15 protein-coding genes are annotated in these 20,243 nt (G+C 66.0%); 8 read left to right on the plus strand and 7 right to left on the minus strand.

Annotated features, from left to right (window positions below; translation table 11 throughout):
* Nucleotides 1–326 precede the first annotated feature (326 nt).
* From HW577_RS00565 to HW577_RS26825, 4 genes are all read left to right on the plus strand, one after another.
* On the plus strand, nucleotides 327–1,484 hold the full coding sequence (locus HW577_RS00565; RefSeq protein ID WP_198374097.1) for a polysaccharide biosynthesis/export family protein: 1,158 nt from the start codon (nucleotides 327–329) through the stop codon (nucleotides 1,482–1,484).
* Nucleotides 1,481–2,518: an FkbM family methyltransferase gene (locus HW577_RS00570; RefSeq protein ID WP_198374098.1), complete on the plus strand. Its 1,038-nt coding sequence runs from the start codon at nucleotides 1,481–1,483 to the stop codon at nucleotides 2,516–2,518. The genes HW577_RS00565 and HW577_RS00570 overlap by 4 nt, the downstream gene beginning before the upstream one ends.
* An 82-nt stretch (nucleotides 2,519–2,600) precedes the next feature.
* Nucleotides 2,601–3,353, plus strand: coding sequence for a glycoside hydrolase family 16 protein (locus tag HW577_RS27020; protein WP_198374099.1), 753 nt, complete (start codon nucleotides 2,601–2,603; stop codon nucleotides 3,351–3,353).
* Between the two features lie 574 nt (nucleotides 3,354–3,927).
* Nucleotides 3,928–5,976 carry a family 16 glycosylhydrolase gene (locus tag HW577_RS26825; RefSeq protein WP_269769479.1) on the plus strand — a complete coding sequence of 683 codons (2,049 nt, stop codon included), beginning with the start codon at nucleotides 3,928–3,930 and terminating at the stop codon, nucleotides 5,974–5,976.
* A gap of 281 nt (nucleotides 5,977–6,257) precedes the next feature.
* On the opposite strand, the gene HW577_RS00585 is transcribed toward HW577_RS26825, so the two are convergent.
* The 3 genes from HW577_RS00585 to HW577_RS00595 form a co-directional block, all read right to left on the minus strand.
* Nucleotides 6,258–6,761 carry a YciE/YciF ferroxidase family protein gene (locus HW577_RS00585; RefSeq protein ID WP_198374100.1) on the minus strand — a complete coding sequence of 168 codons (504 nt, stop codon included), beginning with the start codon at nucleotides 6,759–6,761 and terminating at the stop codon, nucleotides 6,258–6,260.
* 249 nt (nucleotides 6,762–7,010) lie between these two features.
* Nucleotides 7,011–7,886, minus strand: coding sequence for a hypothetical protein (locus tag HW577_RS00590; protein ID WP_232474570.1), 876 nt, complete (start codon nucleotides 7,884–7,886; stop codon nucleotides 7,011–7,013).
* Nucleotides 7,887–8,056: 170 nt separating this feature from the next.
* Nucleotides 8,057–8,725, minus strand: coding sequence for a hypothetical protein (locus HW577_RS00595; RefSeq protein ID WP_198374101.1), 669 nt, complete (start codon nucleotides 8,723–8,725; stop codon nucleotides 8,057–8,059).
* A gap of 1,069 nt (nucleotides 8,726–9,794) precedes the next feature.
* On the opposite strand from HW577_RS00595, the gene HW577_RS00600 reads away from it, so the two are divergent.
* The 4 genes from HW577_RS00600 (at nucleotide 9,795) to HW577_RS00615 (ending at nucleotide 15,115) form a co-directional block, all read left to right on the plus strand.
* A complete protein-coding gene (locus tag HW577_RS00600) occupies nucleotides 9,795–11,948 on the plus strand; it encodes a catalase (RefSeq protein ID WP_198374102.1) in 2,154 nt (717 codons plus the stop codon).
* Between the two features lie 47 nt (nucleotides 11,949–11,995).
* Nucleotides 11,996–13,270, plus strand: a complete 1,275-nt coding sequence (locus HW577_RS00605) for an NAD(P)/FAD-dependent oxidoreductase (protein WP_198374103.1) — start codon at nucleotides 11,996–11,998, stop codon at nucleotides 13,268–13,270.
* 67 nt (nucleotides 13,271–13,337) lie between these two features.
* Entirely contained in the window at nucleotides 13,338–13,760 is a 423-nt protein-coding gene (locus HW577_RS00610; RefSeq protein ID WP_198374104.1) for a CopG family transcriptional regulator, read from the plus strand.
* A gap of 146 nt (nucleotides 13,761–13,906) precedes the next feature.
* The gene (locus tag HW577_RS00615) at nucleotides 13,907–15,115 is read left to right on the plus strand and encodes an extracellular catalytic domain type 1 short-chain-length polyhydroxyalkanoate depolymerase (RefSeq protein ID WP_198374105.1); all 1,209 of its coding nucleotides are present in this window, start codon (nucleotides 13,907–13,909) and stop codon (nucleotides 15,113–15,115) included.
* 181 nt (nucleotides 15,116–15,296) lie between these two features.
* Here HW577_RS00615 and HW577_RS00620 read toward each other — a convergent pair whose 3' ends face one another.
* From HW577_RS00620 to HW577_RS00635, 4 genes are all read right to left on the minus strand, one after another.
* Complete coding sequence (locus HW577_RS00620; protein WP_198374106.1) at nucleotides 15,297–16,079, minus strand: alpha/beta fold hydrolase; 783 nt, start codon at nucleotides 16,077–16,079, stop codon at nucleotides 15,297–15,299.
* Entirely contained in the window at nucleotides 16,076–17,536 is a 1,461-nt protein-coding gene (locus HW577_RS00625; protein ID WP_198374107.1) for an amidase, read from the minus strand. Before HW577_RS00625 ends, HW577_RS00620 begins: the two co-directional genes overlap by 4 nt.
* Entirely contained in the window at nucleotides 17,536–19,113 is a 1,578-nt protein-coding gene (locus HW577_RS00630; RefSeq protein WP_198374132.1) for an ABC transporter substrate-binding protein, read from the minus strand. The genes HW577_RS00625 and HW577_RS00630 overlap by 1 nt, the downstream gene beginning before the upstream one ends.
* A gap of 359 nt (nucleotides 19,114–19,472) precedes the next feature.
* Complete coding sequence (locus HW577_RS00635) at nucleotides 19,473–20,231, minus strand: SDR family NAD(P)-dependent oxidoreductase (protein WP_198374108.1); 759 nt, start codon at nucleotides 20,229–20,231, stop codon at nucleotides 19,473–19,475.
* Nucleotides 20,232–20,243: the final 12 nt, after the last annotated feature.

Here is a 20,243-nt window from a genome sequence, read left to right on the forward strand (position 1 = left end):
CGAACGACGTCGGCAACGAAACCCAAACGGTCATTTGGCGTTCTGTCGGCAGGTCCGGAGTCAGGAAGCCTCCGTCATGGGGGTCGAGCCGTGCGGTTCTCCGGATTGCGCAAAAGACCAAAAGGGCCGCCTTCGTGGCGGGTCTTCGAAAGCTACGCCGGAGTGTCCGTCCGGAGAGGAACACACGACCGATGCCATGCCGCTCCGAACCGAATCTCTCGCAGGATCGCACGCCGGCCAGCGGAGATGTTGGGTGCGTACCACGCACGCCGACGGCGTGGGTGCGACGCCCGAGACTTGTCGCGAGGCTTGGTATTGCGCTCGTCTTGCTGACACAGGGTGCGTGCAGCAGCTTCATCCCGGCGAGCGGACCGCGCCTTGTCGACGTGCAGGCGGGCGCCCGGTCACGGAGTGGTAATCCCGGGCCGATCGAGAGCCCGTCGCTAGGCTACACGCTCATCACACTCGACCCCGCCAATGTCGCGAGACTGGCGGCCGAACCGACGGGCAGGCGTTTCAGCGATCTGTCCTCGAATGCGGGCGCGACAGATGTGCGCATCGGCATCGGTGACATCATCGGCACCACGATCTTCGAGGCGCAACGCGGCGGGCTGTATCTTCCCGCCGAGCCGGGCGCGCGGCCCGGGAACTTCGTGCAGTTGCCGGCGCAGCAGGTGAATCGGGAAGGCACGATCACGGTGCCCTTCGGCGGCACGGTGCGCGCCGTTGGACTGACGCCCGCGCAGCTTGAGCGCACGATCGCCGAGCGCATCAGCAGCCGGGCGCTCGAACCACAGGTGATTGTGACTATTCAGGAGCGGAGGTCCAACGCCGTCAGCGTGACGGGCGACGTCACGACCTCAGTCCGCTTCGGCATGGACCCGGGCGGCGAGAGGTTGCTCAGCGCCATCGCCCGCGCCGGCGGTCCGCGCTTCCCTGCGCACGAGACCATGGTGACGCTGCAGCGCGGCGCGGTCAGTGAGCGGACCTTGCTGGCCGACGTGCTGTTCGATCCGCGGCAGAACGTGCAGTTACGTCAGGGTGATTCCATCATCATCACCCGGGAGCCGCGCCACTTCCTTGCGCTCGGCGCCGTCGGACAGAGCGCAAGCATCACGCAGTTGAACCGTCGGTTCCCGTTCGAAGACCGGCGGCTGTCCCTGGCGGATGCCGTCGCCCGCGCAGGCGGCCTGCAGGACGACCGTGCCAATCCGGAGGCGGTCTTCCTGTTCCGCTACGAGAACGCGGAGACGCTGCGTCGCATGGGCCTCGAGCCCCCCGCCGGCGCGCCGGTCGAGGTGCCGACGGTCTATCGGGCCGACTTCACCAACCCCACGACGCTGTTCCTGACGCAGCAGTTTCCAATGCGCGACAACGACCTGATCTTCGTCTCGAATTCTCCCTTCACCGACTACCAGAAGTTCATCGCCATCATCCTGCCTTTCACGCAGGCTGGCGCCCAGGCGCGGGCGATCGGCGGTTGAACGCCCCGCACCAGGATCAGGCGGAACGCGAGCGCACCCGCAGTGCGGCGGACGCCTTCCTCGCGCTGCGGGATTCACAGGCGCGGCCGGCATTGCCCCAACTCCGGCAGGCCGGGGCGAAGTTGCGGATTCCCCATGGCCAGGCCGCGTTCGCGCGTCGCCTTGCGGTCGGGATGATGCGCCTGTCGCCGGCGATGACGGATGCCGGCTGGCGTCGGCTCAATGCCGGACTCTACCTGATGTCGCGCCGGCGCTTCGCTACGCTCTGCACGGGCGATCGGCTCCAGGTGGATCTGCTCGACTTCATAGGCTCGCGGTTGTTCCACTTCGGAGTCTGGGAGCCGAATATCACGGCGGTGATCATGGACACGCTGCGGCCTGGCGACGTGTTCTGCGATGTCGGTGCCAATATCGGCTACTATACGGTTCTGGCGTCGCGGCTCGTCGGCCCCGGTGGCCACGTCGTGGCGGTCGAGCCCTCGCCCGCCGCGCTGCGCGTCCTGCGCGACAACATCGCGCTGAACGGGCTGACCAATGTTCGCGTCGTCCCCGCGGCGGTTGCGGCCGAGCGCGGCCGCCTCGCCTTGTACGCACCGAGCTTCGGCAATGCCGGAACCACCAGCACCGTAGCTCGGGACGGACGGAGCCTGCAGGCCGAGGTCGACGCCCTTCGGCTGGCGCAGATCCTGACGCGGGACGAACTGGCGCGGCTCCGGCTGGTGAAGATCGACGTGGAGGGCGGCGAGGGCGCAGTGCTCGCGAGCATCCTTCAGGATCTCGCGGCTTTTTCCTTCGGCACGGACGTCCTGGCCGAGCTCTCGGTCGATGCTGCGCTGCCCGGCGCGGCGGATGCCAATGACCTGGTCGCGCGCTTCAATGCTGCCGGGTTCCGCAGCAGTGCGATCGCGAACTCGTACGAGATCCGGTCCTACCTCGAGTTCCGAGCGCCCATGCCGCCGCAGGACCTACGGCTTCCGATCACGGCGCAGATGGACGTGTTGTTCTCCCGTCGGTCTCGCGCCGGCGGGGAGTGACGGACTGCACGTCATGCACGCGCGGTGGATTCTTTTCGCTCTGGTAGGCAGCCTCGTGTCTGGGGGGCTGTCGGCGCAGAGTGTGCCCGCGTCCCGCCCGGGGCTGCACGCGACCTTCGCGGAGGAGTTCGACCGGTTCGCCGCTTCCGCCAGCGGCCTGATCGACGGCCGTGGCGCCTGGCGCACCACCTATATCGGCGGCGACCGAACGCTGCCCGGCAACCACGAGGCGCAGTGGTACATGGATGACGGCCCCGGCGGCCCCTTCCGCCTGCGCGACGGCGTGCTGGAGATCAGCGCCGCGCCCGCCGCCGGCCTGCCGCACGGCATGACGCATCGTTCCGGCATGATCATGGGGCATCGTCTGCTGAACCAGCAGTACGGGTATTTCGAGATGCGCGCGCAGTTGCCCCGTGGGCGCGGCCTGTGGCCGGCCTTCTGGCTCCTGCCGAGCGACGGGGCCTGGCCGCCGGAAATCGACGTGATGGAGATGCTCGGGCATGAGCGCGGCAGATACTACGCTGCCGTTCATGCCCGCCCGGATGGGCGCCAGGTGGACGAGGTGACGGCTATCCCCGCGCCGGACCTTTCGGCCGGCTTCCATGTCTTCGCCGTCGCCTGGCGGCCGGACGTGATCCGATTCTACCTCGACGATGTCCAGGTGCATGAGACGACGACGCCAGGCGACATGCACCGGCCTATGTACCTCCTCGCGAACCTGGCGGTAGGCGGTGAGGGGTCCTGGCCGGGTGCTGCGGCGCGCGATGTCTCGGGCGTGTATCGGATCGACTGGATCCGGGTCTGGCAGTTTGACGACCTCCGCGGCGAGCGCTGACCGGGGCACGACTCGACGAAAAGGACTCGGTTCGCCGCTGGTCAGTTTAGCCGAGGCGCTCCCGCACGACGCCTCGTGACCCCAGACCGCCCGAAGCTGGCCTGATGTGACGCGGAGGACGCGCCGCCGTCACGGCGTTGCAGCGTGAGATGCGCTCGCGGTCGGAGACGATCAGGCAAGTTCGAGACATGCGATGCCAACCCCTGCGTCGCGACCGGCCGGCAGGCCGGTGACGGTTCGGCCAATACTTCCAACCGATCCCCCGCATCGGACAGGTCACGCAGGGGCTAATCTTCAAATTCAAGCGGCAGGGCCGCGAAATTAGATTATCTGATGAAACAAACTAACGCTTCAGTTATGCGACTCTTGTTTTGAGTCAGCAATCAGTAAAAAATTCTGAATAGGAAAACTACGGGGGTGTGTCTTAGAAATTTTGTTGCTAGTGAAATTAATCAATGGTTTTCGGATGGGAAAATCCTCCGAAATTATTGCTGCCTTGGGGTGTTGTTGCGCGCGCTTCCTGCTGCGTGGAGGGGCTCCCCGCACCTAAACTCATCGCTGGAAGAGTTTCACCATGCCAATTGGCGCGACGATCGACACCTCAGCCTTCACGCTCACCTTTGCTGACGAATTCAATACCCTCAGCAGTTCAGCCGACGGCTCCACGGGGCTGTGGAAGACCAGCTACGCCTGGGGGAACCGAACGCTCGGTAGCAACGGCGAGCAGCAATACTACTCTGACAGTTCCGTTGGGATCGATCCCTTCACGGTTAGCAACGGCGTACTAGACATCACGGCAGCACCAGGCCCGAATCCCCTGAACCTGCCTTACGTTTCCGGAGCGATCACGACCGAGACATCTTTCAGCCAGTTGTATGGCTACTTCGAGATGCGGGCCGAAATGCCTGCCGGGCAGGGCCTCTGGCCGGCTTTCTGGCTCTTGCCGGCCGATCTCGGCTGGCCACCGGAACTCGACATCGTCGAGGTGCTCGGCCATGACCCGACGACGCTCTATTTCTCGACCCACTCGACCGTCCAGGCGACCGAGGGCACCACGCTGAAGGTCGCGGACGTCTCGGAAGGCTTCCATACGTACGGCGCGATGTGGGGGCCGGAGCAGGTCACCATGTACATCGACGGGATCGAAGTCGCCTCCATGGCGACCCCGGCCGACATGCACGAAGAGATGTATATGCTGGTGAACCTGGCGGTCGGCGGCTACTGGCCTGGCCTGCCGGATTCGACGACGCCGTTCCCGGCGCACATGCTGGTCGACTATGTGCATGCCTACGCCTATCCGGGCACGGCGGGCGGGTCCGTGACGGTCACGGACCCGTCCGAGAACATCGGTGCCGTCAACTTGGCGCCGACGATTGCGGCGCCTGCTGCGGTGCAGGTCGCGCCGGCCGGTGCGACGCCCCTGGCCGGTGTCTCGGTCGGCGACAGCTGGCCGGGTGGTAACTTCACGGTCACTGTCAGCGACGGGCAGGGCGTGCTGCGCACCGATGCGAACGCGGGTGTCTTCGGCACAGGCCAGGGAACCCAATCGCTGACGCTGACCGGCGGCCTCGGCGCCATCAACGCGGCCCTCGCGACGCTCACCTACGAGGCGAACGGCAGCGGGCAGGAATGGATCTGGGTCGCGGCCACGGACCCGCAGGGTCTCCGGGGCCTGACGCCGATCGTTGCCAACGCATCTGCGACATCCGGCGGCGAAACTCCGCCCCCACCGGTGCCGCAGGATCCCGCACCGGCGACGCCGCAGGCAAACGCGGCGCCGGTCGTTGCCACGCCGGAGACGCTCAGCATCGCGGCCGGCGCCACGCAGGCGGTGGCCGGCGTCCAGTTCACGGATTCCGATACCAATGGGATCTTCACCGCCGTGGTCAGCGCCGCGACCGGTGCCATCCGCACCAGCGCTACGACTACCGCGACCGAGGCCGGCCAAGGCACGGCCGCGCTGACGCTGACCGGTAGCGTGGCGGCGATCAACGCCGAACTGGCGACACTGAGCTACCAGGCCGGCACGAGCCCCGGCACCGAATGGCTCTGGGTCGCGGCGAATGATCCGGATGGCGCCCAGGGCGTCCGCCCGATCATCGTGACCGTCACGCCGGCGGCGCAAACGGCGGAAAGCCCCGGTCCGAACGTCCTGTCCGGCGGTCTGGCCAACGATACGCTGCACGGCGGCGCGGGCGATGACGTTTTGTCCGGCGGAGATGGCAATGACCGGCTGCTTGGTAAGGCCGGCGGCGACATCCTGATAGGCGGGGCCGGCATGGACGTTCTTCGCGGTGGTGCCGGCGCCGATCTCTTCCGGTTCACCGACCCGTTCGACAGCAGCGCGCCGGTTACGACGAGCGACCGCATCGTGGACTTCGCTCCAGAAGAACGTGATCGCATCGACATCTCGTTGATCGACGCGAACGCCACGCTGGACGACGATCAGGCCTTCTCGTTCCTCGGCGCCGGCGCGTTCACCGGAGCGGGACAGCTCCGCAGCCAGACCGTCGCGGACAACACCCTTGTCTTCGGCAATACGGACACGGATCCTGCAACCGCTGAATTCTCCCTGAGGCTGAGCGGCAGCCTTGCGCTGACCGCAGCGGATTTCGTCCTGTAGCGCGAAGGGCTGCCCGATCAGAGCCCTGCTGGCACCGCGGCGCTGGTGCAGGCATTTTCCTGATCAGGGCCGTGGCAGTTCGATGGCGACGACCGATGGCGGATGCGCGGCGGAAGGGGTCATCCGTCGCGTCACGCTATGCCGAACGTCACCCTGCTGCGCTGTGCGTCGGTTCGAAGCATGCCGCCGTAGCGCCGTGGCATCGAACAGTGGCGCAGAGGTCTGGAGACGCTGGCGCAGACAAGAAGCGCCAGCGTCCGCCGGCTCGGAAAGCGTTGCGGTCAGGCGGCCACCTTCAGCGCGTCATCATTGACCTCATCGGTCGCGACCTGGCTCAGCAATCGATCGGCTGCCTTCTCCTCGTTCAGTGTCAGCTGCAGAAGCTTCGCTGCCTCACCGTAGCCAAGGCCCTTGGACCAACTGACCAGGGCGCCATACCTCGCCATCTCGTAGTGCTCGACGGCCTGGCCACAGGCAATCAGACCTGCGTCCCGCACGGCGTTCGGTGCCGGCGCGTCCCCCAGCAGTTCCTCGACCTCGCCGATCAATCCCTCGATCGCCTCGCAGGTCTTTCCGCGTGCACGTTGCCCGATCGCCTCGAAGACTTCCTGCAGTCTCTCGACGTGCTGTTGCGTCTGCTCGCGGTGATCGGTGAAGGCCTGCTTCAGATGCTCGTTCTGCGCCGCACGAGCCATCTTCGGCAACGCCTTCAGCAGCTGCCGCTCTGCGAAATACATGTCACGCAGAGTGGCGACAAACAGGTCGCCCATTGAATTCGTCGTCATGTCATCTTCCTCTCTCCAGGGGGTCAGGGAGCTTCGTGCGACCCGCAAGCGTTTGCGGTGGTTCTGAGCGTCCGGCGCGTTTCACGCCTTCTCCTGACGAGGTGACGCTTAAGGCTGCTGGTATCGGCAGGGATCGCCAGGTCGGTCGGAGATATCAGCGATGAGCGTGCGCCGGTGGTGGGGCCGTGTGCCGGATCAGACGTGAATTGCCGCGGCGCGCGAGGATGTGTCGCTCCCCCCCCCCCCGCCTCAGGAGGGCTCGTCACGGAGTTGCCCGCCGAAGGCAGCGGCCGCACTGGCGACGAAGGCGCCGATGAGCATCGCCAATGCCCCGAACAGGGAGATCTTCGCTGCAGCCTTTCTTGCAGTCTCGGCGACCTCGCGCGCCTCCACAACAGCTCGCTTGGCGCGGTCGATGGTCTGATCCACCCTTTGCCGCGCGTCATCTTGGGGAATGCCGGCGCGCGTCGCGACAATCTGAGAGAGGTAGGCGCGGTCTTCGACCGGCACGTCGCCGGCGCCGAGTCCGTTGGTGAGGATGCGCATGATTTCGGGAGCCACATCCGCCGCGCTTGCATCCCTTGGCGCCGCGCCAGGCTGGGCGGGGCGGAGTAGACCATCGAGGTCGTACTGGCTGATTGGACCCATCGCGGCCGCCGCCGCGTTCACGGCGCCTTCCGACACCGCACCCGCACCACGTGCGCCTGCGCCGATGATCGCACCCACGACCGAACTCAGCAGCGCCAAGCCGATCATCGTGGCCAAGGCCCAGGCAAGCAGCCCGTGGACCGTGTCGCGAAAGAAGACCTCATCCCGATGAATGCCGGTCCAGCGGGTGCGAAGGCGGCCCGCCACATAGCCCCCGACTCCCGAGGACAGCCACTGCACCACAATCAGCCAGATAACCGTACCGACAGCCAGGGAGGTTACGGACGCGCCATGCCCCGCCCAGGGTGAGACGGACGAAAGGCCGAGCCCCGCGCCAATCATCATAAGGACCAGCGTGGCCGTGACCGAAGTCAGTCCACCAGCGACGATGGCCGACCAAGAGACGGCGGATACCGGACTCTCGACGGTGGCGCCGGCGTTATCCTCGGAGAAGACTTGAGCGGGCCTCATCGCCATACCAGCGCGAGGAGGATGATGATTGGGATCGGGATGCCGATCATCCAGAGAAGAATGCTTCGTCCCATGTGGGCCTCCTGTCTTGGGGTCGGTCGAAACCGATGCTGAACCGCGCGCAGCGTTCCCGCTGGCCGCGCGCAAACAAATGGCGCGGCCTGATGAGCGGGCGGTTACCTCCGCGGCGAGTCATTCTCGGGCCGCGCACCGCTGATATTGGTGCCTGCCACGTCATCGACCGCACGGCTCGCCATGGTTCCGGGCGGGTTGCTTGCCATGCCGTTGGGCGTCGTCGTGCCGTCAGTTGCCCTGGCGCTGCTGTAGCCGCGCCAACCGGCGGCGCGGTAGTCAGCCTCACGCTGAGCGATATCCACGGTCGCGTGACGTGCGATGATGCTCGCTGCCTGTGCCATGCGCGTTTCGTCGGTACGGACCGTTACGATCGACCCACCGCGACTGACGCCTTCGGCATAGATATGGGCTTCCTTCTCATCGACACCCGAGCCGGTGAGCGATCCGATGAGGCCTCCCGCTGCAGCGCCTGCGCCGGCACCTGTCAGGAGGGCAACAAGCCACCCGGCGGCAACGATCGGACCGACGCCCGGAATCGCCAAGGCGCCGATGCCTGCAAGCAATCCGGCACCACCACCGACGATGGTACCGATCGACGCACCGACCGTCGCAACGCTCTCGGGCGCCGCGCTCACGGTCATCGGATCCGCGGAGTTCTTGCCGATGATGCTGACGTCGTTATCCGTGAATCCCGCGGATTCCAGATCGCGGACAGCGTCTGCAGCCTGCGTGTAGCTGTCGAATAGCCAGGTTCGCGTGCGCATCGTCATGTTCGAATCCTTTTGGGTGTGATGCGGGGAGCCGTTGTCGGCAATGGCCTGCGAGCAGGCTCCCCGCTCTGCTCCAACGTGACGCCGGCCTTAGCGAGGAGTCGCCGGAGTGCTGGCAGGCGGAACCGCGGTCGCACCTCTGGCGCTGGCAGCGCTGCTCTGACGCGGAAGTGTTGCGACGCCTGGACCGGCGGCGATACGGCCGCGGAAGTCCATCGCGAGGTCGATGGCCGACCCGTTGCGCATGCCACGTGCACGCCAGAACCCGGCGTCATCCCTGACCAAGCCCTGGATCGCGGTGAAGCCTGCTTCCTCGAAGCGTGCCTTCGCCTGCCCCTCGGTGAAGCTGTTGGCGCCAGCTTCGAGAACGCGGGCGTCAACGACGGCCGCTGCCGCGGCGTCAGCACGAGGTGCTGAACTGGGCGGACTCGTGGTCGCTGAGGGTCTGCTCGCGACAGGCGGTGTGGTCGCCGGCGGCATTGCCGAGGGCGCTGGCGTGGTTGGCTGCGTCGACGGCGTCTGCGCCGCCGCGCCGGCAGCCAGTGCGCTGAGAAACAAGAGACCGAGAGCTCCGTATCGCATGACGGTTCCTCCAATGAAGGTTGAACAGACCGCTGCGCGAAGATGGCGGCAGTCATGGAGGTGAACGGCGTCGATGGGACGAAGTTGCCTGATGCGCGACAGCGAATCTTTTGCCGCAACGCGTTGCGAAGCGTTTCGAATGAAGTCTCAAGCACTTTGCGGTGTGTGGGCTGCCCAATCGCGGGCCGCAAAAGCGCCCATGCTCTTCCCATGTCGCGATGGGGCGCATTGGACGACACCGCTCCGTCTCCGAGCCCAAGGCGCGCTCGCATAGGTAGCGTCAGCGAGTTCGGTCGCACCAACGAGCGCCATCGCGGCGACGTCCGGTCATGGGCGCTACGCCACGCGTCGCCTCTGCAGCCTCTTCCGCCTTGCCGATGGCGATCACTGTTGTGCGACCATCGCTGTCGTCCTTCACGTCCGGGCAACCTCCGAACGCATTGCAGCGTTTCACCCTTGCCAAATTCGGCATTGAGGACCCGCACCCATGCCTGGACCACGCAGTTCCAAGCCTGCCAATGAGACATCGCAACGCTCTCGTGGCATGCGGGGGGAAATCCATCAGATCTCGGGCGGCGATGTTCCCGCGCTCACCACCCAACAGGGCATGCCCGTCGCCGATGATCAGAACTCCCTGCGCATCGGCGTTCGTGGTCCCGTGCTGCTCGAGGACGCGCATCTCCGCGAGAAGATTTTTCACTTTGACCACGAACGCATTCCCGAGCGCGTGGTGCATGCCCGCGGCTTCGGTGCGCACGGCTTCTTCGAGACATATGAACCGCTCACGGAGATCACGCGTGCCGACATCTTCGCACGCAGGGGCGAACGCACGCCGGCCTTCGCGCGCTTTTCCACCGTTGTCGGCAACAAGGGATCGCCGGACCTCGCACGCGATGTGCGCGGCTTCGCGGTCAAGCTCTATACGAAGGAGGGCAACTGGGACATCGTCGGCAACAACATTCCGGTCTTCTTCATCCAGGACGCGATCAAGTTTCCCGACCTTGTCCATGCCGCGAAGCAGGAACCCGATCGTGGCTTCCCGCAGGCAGCCACGGCCCATGACAACTTCTGGGACTTCGCGTCGCTTACGCCGGAATCCACGCACATGCTCATGTGGATCATGTCGGATCGCACCATTCCGCGCTCACTCCGCTTCATGGAGGGCTTCGGTGTCCACACATTCCGCCTGATCAACGCCGAAGGCCGCTCCACTTTCGTGAAGTTCCACTGGAAGCCCAAGCGGGGCATGCAGTCGGTGGTGTGGGACGAGGCTGTGAAGCTGAACGGAGCAGATGCCGATTTTCACCGTCGCGACATGTGGGCGGCGATCCAGGCGGGTGATTTTCCCGAATGGGAACTGGGCCTGCAATTGTTCGACGATGCCTTCGCCGAAAGTTTCGAATTCGATGTGCTGGACGCGACCAAGCTGATTCCGGAGGAGCTGGTTCCCATCCGCCGTGTCGGCCGCCTCGTCCTCGATCGCGTGGTGGACAACTTCTTCGCCGAGACCGAGCAGGTCGCCTTCATGACGCAGAACATCGTGCCCGGCGTGGACTTCACCAATGATCCGCTGCTGCAGGGGCGCAACTTCTCCTACCTCGACACCCAGTTGAAGCGGCTCGGTGGGCCAAACTTCGTTCACCTGCCGATCAACGCGCCGAAATGTCCCTTCGCTCACTTCCAGCAGGACGGGCACATGGCGTTCCGCAACCCGAAGGGGCGCGTCAACTACGAGCCCAATTCCTGGGGTGGTGCCGCGGGTGGTCCACGCGAGTCGCCGCAGCATGGTTTCATCACCTATCCAGCCGAGGAAGCGGGCGGCAAGTTGCGGGTGCGCCCGGAACTCTTCGCCGACCATTTCAGTCAGGCGCGGCAATTCTACATCAGCCAGACCGAGGTCGAGCAGCACCACATCCGCGACGCCTTCGCCTTCGAGCTCGGCAAGGTGGAAGTCTCGGCGATCCGTCTGCGCGTGATCGGGCTGCTACTGAATGTGGATGCGGAGCTCGGGACCGCGGTCGCCGGTAGGCTCGGCATCGTGGCGTTGCCTCCGGCCGCAGAGCCGGCCCGCGCACCGCGCACCGATATGCGGCCATCCCCGTCGCTGAGTCTCCTGTCAAATCCACCGCTGAACTTCGGCGGCCGCAAGGTTGGCGCGCTGGTGACCGACGGCAGCGACGCGCTTCTGCTGAAGGCGTTGCGCGCGGAACTGGAGGCGGAAGGCGCCACGCTTGAGCTCGTGGCGCCGCTCATCACCGGCATCGTGGCGAGCGACGGCCGTCTTGTCGCAGCGCACCATGCCCTCGTCGCGGGGCCCTCCGTGCTATTCGATGCCGTGGCCGTCTTGCCATCCGTCGCTGGCGCTGCAGAGCTTGCCCTGCTGTCAGCTGCCCGCAGCTTCGTCGCGGACGCCTTCGCGCATTGCAAGTTCATCGCGCATGTCGAGGCGGCCGACGTGATCTTCGACAAGGCCGGCATTTCGACATCCGATGGCGGCTGCTTCGCACTCCGCGGAGCAGCCGACGCCGGTCCATTCGTCGCGCGCTGCAGGGCGCTGCGCTTCTGGGAACGCGAATCGGCGCTCGCACCACCGCCCACCGTCTCCAACGGCCGCGCTGCGCGGGACAGGAAGCGTGCGTGACGTCCGTCTGAGCGCGCCCTGGCACGTCCCGCACGGGTGTTGCTGACGTGGCCGGTTCGTCCGCCGACCGAGGCCGTGCCGGGTCCAACCGCGCCGCCTTGCATGCGATCGATGCCATCGAGCCGCTCAAGCTGCGTACGGGCACGCCCGTCTGGCTGGGCGACGGCGCGCGGGGTATGTCGGCGGCTCCGCTCAGGGCTGACTTGAAGGTGGATGTGGCCGTCATCGGTGGAGGCATCAGCGGAGCACTAGCGACCGACGCGCTTCTGCAGGCAGGGCTGAGTGTCGCTGTGTTCGATCGGCTTGGCTTTGTCCGGGGATCGACGCCGGCGAGCACAGCCATGCTCCAGTTCGAGATCGACCAGCCTCTGATCACGCTTGGCCGTCGCATCGGGCATGCGCGGGCCGCCCGTGCCTGGTGGCGTTCGGCAAGCGGTGTGACCCGGCTTCGTTCGCGCATCGCAGACCTGGGCCTGCGGTGCGACTTCCGTGAACGCCACACGGCCTACCTGCCGGGCAACCTCCTGGACCTTGCCGGCTTGCGCAGCGAGGCAGCGGCACGTGAGCGCATAGGCCTGCGTTCAAACCTGATCGATCGTCACGCGCTGATGAGTCTGACGGGCATCGACAAGCCTGGCGCGATCTGGTCGGCAGGCTCGGCGGAGGTCAATCCGGTCAAGCTGGCGCGCGGACTGTGGCGGTCTGCGGCGAAGCGCGGTGCGATGCTTCATGCGCCCGTCGAGATCATCGACGTCGCCCCGGGCGAGCGATGGGTCACCCTGACCACGGATGCGGATTGTAGCATTTCCGCAGGCCATGTGGTTCTCGCGACCGGGTATTCTTTAACGAAGCTGTTCAAGCTGCCGGGCTACAGGATCATCTCGACCTGGGCCATGGCAACGGCGCCGCAGCCGAAGGCCTTGTGGCCGAGCCGTTGCCTGATCTGGGAGGCGTCCGACCCATACCTCTATTGCCGTACGACGCGCGATGGCCGCGTCCTGGCGGGTGGAGAGGACGCGGCGTTCGAGGATGACGCGAGGCGCGACGCGTTGATCGCGACGAAAGTGGCGCGCATCGGTCGAACGCTACGTGGCCTCCTGCCGCAGCTCGACATCGCGCCGGCCTTCGCCTGGGCGGGGTGCTTTGGGGAAAGTGCATCAGGCTTGCCTGCTATCGGCCAGGTTCCTGGTGCGCCGCGTTGCTATGCCGTGATGGGCTTCGGCGGGAACGGGATAACCTTCAGTGCCATCGCAGCGGAGATGATTCAGCGCGCCATCCTGGGGCTGCCGGATCCCGACACGGATCTGTTCCGCCTTGCTTGAGCCAACACCCTTGAATCAACGGAGGTACCATCCAAATACCATCCAGTCAGATGGATGGCGGATGGGAATGGCCGATAACGTTCATACGCTCCGCCCCAAGCCAGGCAGCGATTCGGAAAAGATCACCATCAACCTGGGATATATCGACCTGGGCCATATCGATCTGCTGGTCCAGGACGGCTTCTACTCGAACCGGACGGACTTCATCCGAACCGCGATCCGCAACCAAATCGAACGTCATGCAGACGCGACGAAGCAGGCGCTCGTCAGAAGGCGCCTGGCTCTTGGGCTGAGGCACTTTGGCCGGGCGGATCTGGAAGCGCTTCGCGCGGCCGGCGAGCAAGTCGACATCCGGGTGCTCGGCCTCGCCACCATTGCGACCGATGTCACACCTGAACTTGCCCGCGCCACGATCGCCTCGATCTCTGTCCTTGGCGCACTCCAGGCAACGGCCGAGGTGAAGGCGGCGCTGGCCGACCGCGTCATCTGATCGGTCTAGTCTGTCCGTCCGCGAAGATCCGCCGCGCCCAAGGGGCGGCACCAGCCGACGCATGACGCCAATATCCCGCAAGCGGGTGCGGAACCAGCCGCCTGGCGAGCTGGGCTGCCGGTGTCTGCGCATTGAAAGTCTTTGCCATGAACGAGACGATGTCCAACCAGATGCGCGAGGCGACACGGCTCACCCGCGAAGGTAGGCTGGCTGAGGCCACCGCAGTGCTGCAGCGCGCGTTGCGTGGCGACGGAGAGGCCGAGACCGCGGCAACGACGCCGCGCCGCGATACGACGGCTGCATCGGGACGCCCGGCCGCCATCATCGATGTCGATCCGGATACCGGCGAGACGATGGCTTTCGCGTCGACCGATCGATCCGGCCCTCCATCCGGCGGTTATCCCCTGAAGGCGACGCCGTCCGCACTTCCCGATGCGCTGCGCCGGTTCCTTGGCCAATCCCGGCAAGGCAGGCGGTCGCGCGCGACTGAGACGCTGCCGGATGGCGCAAGCTTCGAGACCCGATCGTTCACCAATCATGCCGGCAGCCTTGGCTACAAGATCTATGTTCCGAGCACCGGCAGGGGCGAGGCGATGCCGCTGATCGTCATGCTGCATGGCTGTACCCAGACACCCGACGATTTCGCCGCCGGCACGCGCATGAACATGCTGGCCGAGGAGTATCGCTGCGTGATCGCCTATCCCGACCAGGCGCATTCGGCCAACGCGCAGAAGTGCTGGAACTGGTTCAGCCCCGGAGACCAGCGGCGTGATCAGGGCGAACCCGCGCTCATCGCCGGCATCACCCATCAGACCATGCACGAACATGCCGTGGACAGGCGGCGCGTCTACGTCGCAGGGCTTTCTGCCGGTGGCGCCGCGGCGGCCATCATGGGTGCGGCCTATCCAGATGTGTTTGCCGCGGTGGGGGTGCATTCTGGGCTCGCCTGCGGTGCAGCCCGGGACGTTCCCTCCGCTTTCGCCGCGATGCGCCGGGGCGCGCCGGGATCGGTCACGACTGGTGAACGGCGTCTCGTTCCGACGATCGTCTTCCACGCCGACAAGGACAGTACGGTGAACCCGCGCAACGGCGACGAGGTCATTGCCCAATCCGCGGGTGCTTGCGGGCTGCGGACCGAGGTCGAGCGTGGGCAGGTGCCGGGTGGACGAGCCTATACCCTGACCGTCCATATCGACGCTGCGGGAAAGAGGGTGCTCGAGCAATGGCTGGTCCATGGCGCCGGCCATGCCTGGTCTGGCGGGAGCACGTCCGGATCATACACGGACCCGGACGGCCCTGACGCATCGCGCGAAATGCTGCGCTTTTTCCTGAGGCATTCCCTGGACCGCGCGTGAGCCGAGCTGTGTTTAAAGGCGGGAGAGGCTTCCAACGAGGTCGCCGTTGAAGTTGCCCCGCATCCGGGGGCGGCTTGGCATGGGCACCTCCCGTGCTTCGAATTCGATCGGTAAGAGGTCGTGACCCGGCAACGGTATCCGTGGCTGCAGGGTGCGCGCAGCCAGCAGATGTCGGGAACGATCAGAGAAATCCTTCGAGAGCCTCGACGAATCCCTGCTCATCCTCCCAGGGACTCATGTGCCCGGCACCAATTACAGTTCGCAGTTCGATGCGTGCGTTCAGCGCACCAATCTCCGCCACATCTTCTTCGGAGACAACACCGCCACGCCCTGCGATGACCAGACGCGTCGGCAAGGTCAGGTGCGGCAGGTCGGCGTGGATGTCTTCTGTATGGAAGCCGGCATGGCTGGCGATCACTGCATGACGATCACAACGACGCAGCCATTCAAGCCGAGTTCGAAGATGCTTCTCGGACCAGCCCGGCACGAAGGGCTTCAGCACCGATGGGTCCGTGCTCTGGTGAGCGAGCGCAAGCGAGTCGAGGAAACAGCTGAGGTCCGTCGGGTAGAGGCGGCGACCAGGGCCGCTCATCGGCGGATCAATCAACACCGCACGTACAACCTCGCAGATGCCCTGCCGTGCAAGCCGAATGGCAATCCGCGCCCCCATGGAGTGACCCATCAGTGCCGGTGCCAAGAGTCCGATGGTGGCTACGAGCGCCTCGATATCTGCCGCGTAGCTATCGAGATCATATGCAAGATGCGCCCCGCCCTCGCTCAGGCCTCGCCCGCGCAAGTCGGGGATGATCGTGCGGTAGCGGACACCGAGGCGCTCGCCAACAAACGCCCAGGTCTGTGCGGGACTGGTGATGCCGGGCGGCAGAAGCAGCGCCGGGAGGTCTGGTGCGCCGTATTGCAGGTAGCTCTGCCGGATGCCGTCGGCCGTCAGGGTTTGACGGGTCATGCGTAGCCCGGAGGCGGCGTGAACCCACCGATCACCTCGCTCACATGTCTGCCGAAGGCGATCGTGCGGTGGTCGTGCAGATAAGGGCCGATGATCTGCAGGCCCACGGGCAGGCCACCAGGCGTGCGGCCTGCGGGCACAACTGTCGCGGGCAGGTTCGGCAGGCTGGCTATGCCGGCCCAGAAGAGCTGGTCATTGTAGTTCTCCTGCCGCCCATTGATGGTGACCGTCCGTGCCCAGCGCGGTCTGTCCTGATCATGCGGAAAGGCAGCAGAGGCGGCCACCGGACACAGCAATACGTCGACCGTCTCGAAAAGCCTGGCGAAGGCATCGCGGATCCGCAGGCGCTCCTCGCTGGCCTGGAACCAGGCACGATGGGACTGGGTGGCGGCGCGCGCCACGCGTGCGCGATAGCTGCCATCCTCTGGGCCGAGAGCGGCGGCCTCCTGCTCGAGCGCCCGGTAATCGGCCTCCGGCAGAAGAGCGCCGCTCGCTCCGCGCAGGACGCGCAGATAGGTATCGTGGAACGCAGCCAGATCCCAGTCCAGCCGCGCTGCGCGATCCACCCTCGCTCCTGCCGAGGCGATGGCGGTGATGGCGCTCTCCAGGCACGCGATCACCGCGTCATCCACGGCGCAGACCGGCGAGTTGAGCAACATGCCGACACGGTAATCGCTGAGGCGGGTCTGCGACGGGCGTGGCAAGCAGACCTGCCATCCCGTCGCATCCTGCGGCTCCGGAGAGACCAGGAGGTCCATGGCGAGGGCGAGATCCTCGGCGCTGCGCGCCAGGGGGCCACACACCAGCACATCGAGCGGCGTACGCGCGACAGGGATCCCGTGTCCCGCCTGTGGCACGATTCCGAAGCTCGGCTTGTGGCCGAACACGCCGCAGTAGTGCGCAGGATTGCGAATGGACGCCCCGATGTCGCTGCCGAGTTCCAGGGCCGACATCCCCGCTGCCAGTGCCGCCGCTGCCCCACCCGACGACCCGCCTGGCGTCCTGCCCTGGTCCCAGGGGTTTCGTGTGACGCCATGGATGGCATTGAACGTCTGCCAGTCGGATAGCAGGTAGGGCACATTGGTCTTGCCGATCAGCACTGCTCCGGCACTGAGCAGTGACTGCACCGATCGCGCCGTGCGCGCGGCAATGTTGCTGCGCAATCCCGGATCGCCCCAGCTCGTCGGCAGACCGGCTACATCGAAGGCTTCCTTGACGGTGATGGGTACGCCGTGCAGTGGGCCTCTTATCTCGCCTCTTGCCAGCGCCTCATCCGCCGCGACGGCATGACGGCGCGCACCTTCGCGATCCTGAACGACGATCGCGTTGAGCGAAGGATTGAAGCGGTCAATGCGGCGGAGATGCAGGTCCAGCAGTTCGACCGCCGAGATCTGCCGCGCACGGAGCGCGGCAGCCATATCGGTGGCCGAGCGGAGTACCCACTCCTTCTCCGGCATCAACCTCTCCGGACATTAAAGAACAGCGGGAAGCCCCTCGGGATGTCGAGGACGTCGCGCCGATACGCCGTCGGCTGCAGGAAGATGCCTAGCGGAACATAGGGCACGTCGCGGAAGGCAACCTCCTGAAGCGCCGCGCAGGCCGCGCGCTGCGTCGCCGGATCCGTGGCATCGAGGAAGGCGGTGCGATGCCGTTCAATGTCGCTGCTGTCCGGCCAGCCCATCAGGCCCCGATCGCCGATGCCGCGGATGAACTTATTGTCCGCCGGCGCAGCGGTGCTGGCCGCGGTGGTGAAGGTGCAGAACGCGCTCCAACCGCCCTGCTCGACTGGCTGACGGCTGTTCCAACGCTGTGCCAGCGTGCCCCAATCCAGGGCCTGGTAGTCCACGTTGAAGCCGATCCGGCGAAGCAGGTCGCCCGTCACGAGGCTCATCGCGTTGATGGCGGCGAAATCGGTCGGCGCCATGAAGACGACGCGTTCGCCACGATAGCCCGCGGCCTGGAGCTGACGTCTGGCCTCATCGATGCTGCGCGGACTGGTCAGGGCCTGCATGCCGGCGTCGTTCGCCATCGGCCCCGGTGTGATGAAGCCGATATTGTCGCGCCACATGGCGCGATCTTCCCCGGCGACCGCGCGCATGACCTCCGCCTGGTCTACGGCCGCCAGTATCGCGCGGCGGATCGCCGGGTTGTTGAAGGGCGGCTGCACGTGGTTGAGCCGCAGGAAGGCGATGAAGCCTGCCTCGTCCTGGATCGATACCCGCACATTGCGATGCCGGCGGAGCACAGGCAGGAGGTCCGGCAGAGGCTGCTCCCACCAGTCGACCTCACCCGACTGCAGTGCTGCGGCAGCGGTGGCGGGATCCGGCATGGTGCGCCATTCGACGCGGTCGAGGTGCGCAATCTTCGGACCCGCGAGGAAGCTCGGCGTTCCGCTCGACCGCGGCACATACCCCTCGAAGCGCGCGTAGACATTGAGCGCGCCGGGCACGCGCTCAGAGGTGACGAAGCGGAAGGGGCCGCTCCCGACCATCTCGGTCAGTGGGCGCATCGGATCGCTGCTCGCAAGCCGCTCGGGCATGATGCAGGGAATATTGGTGCCCGGCTTGCCGAGCAGGTCGGGCAGCGTCGGGAAGGGCTTCTTCAGGCGCAGTACGACGACGCGGTCGGATTCGGCACGAATCTCGTCGACCGCGTCCATGAGGTCGTAGGCGTAGGTGTCGCGCTTGCCCCAGCGGTTCAGGCTCGCCACGACGTCGCGTGCGCGCACCGGTTCGCCATCGTGGAAGCGAAGCCCCTCACGCAGCGTGATGCGCCACAGTTTGCCGTCATTCTCGACGACGTGCCCTTCCGCCATCTGCGGCCGCGAGACGAAATCGGCATCCCAGCCGTAGAGCGTGTCGAACACCATCAAGGCGTGGGCGCGCGTGACGAAGGCTGGGGTCGCGATGGGGTCCAGGATTGCCAGGTCCGCCTGCGGCACGAAGCGGAGAATACGCGACCCCTGCGCGCCGGCTATCGCGGGCCCTGCCAGCACGCCTGCCGCAACATGGAAAGCTTGGCGTCGATTGAGCATCTGGGATGTCCTTTGCAAGCCAGCGTGTGGTCGCGTTCGGATCGGGTCGGGAAGATCGCCCACGCGAAGAATTCCGTTCAAGTGGTCGCCCAACCAGGAGAAGGTTGGCGTGACCGGGCATGGCGCGCAACCTTGATCGGCGTGCCAAGGAATTCCCGAACCATCGACCTGACGGGATGGATGGCGCTGAACGCTCCCTTCACCGCTTCCTGCATTCCGGCAGCTTCATTCACGCGACTACCGGCACAACGAAGGCCGCGCCGGACACCACGGCGGTCTGCTGCGCACGATCGCACCGGCGCATGGCGTGCCGGGTTCAGCCGCCGCGAGCCAAGCCTGAACGCTGAGGCAGCAGGGGGCTAGTGGATGATGTAGCCGCCATCGACAACGAGGTCGTGCCCGACCACGAACCCGCCCTCGAGCGTTGCAAGGACGGCGATGACCTCGGCCACCTCGCGCGGCGTACCGAAGCGCCCCACGGGCACGCGCGAGGCCATCGTCTCCATCTTGCCCGGCTGCTTCCCGTAGGAATCGAGATTGAAGGCGGTGGCAATCGGCCCCGGACTTACCGAGTTGACCAGGATCCCTTCGCGCGACAATTCGAAGGCCATGCACCGCGTCAGATGGATCAACGCGGCCTTCGCCGTGCCATACAGAGCGTTCTCCTCAGAGGCTACGCTGCCCATCTGGCTCGCGACATGGATGATGCGCCCGCCACCCTGGCTGCGCATGGCAGGCAGGACCGCCTGGCTCGCGAAAAAGGCGGCGGCCAGGTTGACCTCCATGAGCGTGGTGAAATCCTCCCGCGTGAAGGTCCCGAAGGCCTTGCGACAGCGGATGCCGGCGTTGTTCACCAGCACATCCACGCGGCCAAGGCGTCCTAGCGAGACGGCAATCATCCGCTCCGCCTCTCCAGGCACGGAGAGATCGAAGATGCCGAAGGCCACGTCGGGCGCGCCGCGTCGCCGGCACTCGGCCTCGGCGGCGGAGAGTTCCTCCGGCTTGCCCTCCGCGGCGAGGAAGATGGAGAAGCCCTTCTCCGAGAGCGCAAGAGAGGTCTCGTAGCCAATGCCGCGCGACGCGCCTGTCACCAGCGCCACCTTGGGATTCGGTGTCATGCCTGTCTCCGC

This window comes from Neoroseomonas rubea, from assembly GCF_016106015.1.
GTDB classification, from domain to species: domain Bacteria; phylum Pseudomonadota; class Alphaproteobacteria; order Acetobacterales; family Acetobacteraceae; genus Neoroseomonas; species Neoroseomonas rubea.

What these genes read in the sequence shown, in the direction of transcription:
- HW577_RS26825 (WP_269769479.1), top strand. Translation starts at nt 3,928, where the DNA reads ATGCCAATTGGCGCGACGATCGACACCTCAGCCTTCACGCTCACCTTT.
- HW577_RS00585 (WP_198374100.1), bottom strand. Translation starts at nt 6,761, where the DNA reads ATGACGACGAATTCAATGGGCGACCTGTTTGTCGCCACTCTGCGTGAC.
- HW577_RS00590 (WP_232474570.1), bottom strand. Translation starts at nt 7,886, where the DNA reads ATGGCGATGAGGCCCGCTCAAGTCTTCTCCGAGGATAACGCCGGCGCC.
- HW577_RS00595 (WP_198374101.1), bottom strand. Translation starts at nt 8,725, where the DNA reads ATGACGATGCGCACGCGAACCTGGCTATTCGACAGCTACACGCAGGCT.
- HW577_RS00600 (WP_198374102.1), top strand. Translation starts at nt 9,795, where the DNA reads ATGCCTGGACCACGCAGTTCCAAGCCTGCCAATGAGACATCGCAACGC.
- HW577_RS00610 (WP_198374104.1), top strand. Translation starts at nt 13,338, where the DNA reads ATGGCCGATAACGTTCATACGCTCCGCCCCAAGCCAGGCAGCGATTCG.
- HW577_RS00615 (WP_198374105.1), top strand. Translation starts at nt 13,907, where the DNA reads ATGAACGAGACGATGTCCAACCAGATGCGCGAGGCGACACGGCTCACC.
- HW577_RS00620 (WP_198374106.1), bottom strand. Translation starts at nt 16,079, where the DNA reads ATGACCCGTCAAACCCTGACGGCCGACGGCATCCGGCAGAGCTACCTG.
- HW577_RS00625 (WP_198374107.1), bottom strand. Translation starts at nt 17,536, where the DNA reads ATGCCGGAGAAGGAGTGGGTACTCCGCTCGGCCACCGATATGGCTGCC.
- HW577_RS00630 (WP_198374132.1), bottom strand. Translation starts at nt 19,113, where the DNA reads ATGCTCAATCGACGCCAAGCTTTCCATGTTGCGGCAGGCGTGCTGGCA.
- HW577_RS00635 (WP_198374108.1), bottom strand. Translation starts at nt 20,231, where the DNA reads ATGACACCGAATCCCAAGGTGGCGCTGGTGACAGGCGCGTCGCGCGGC.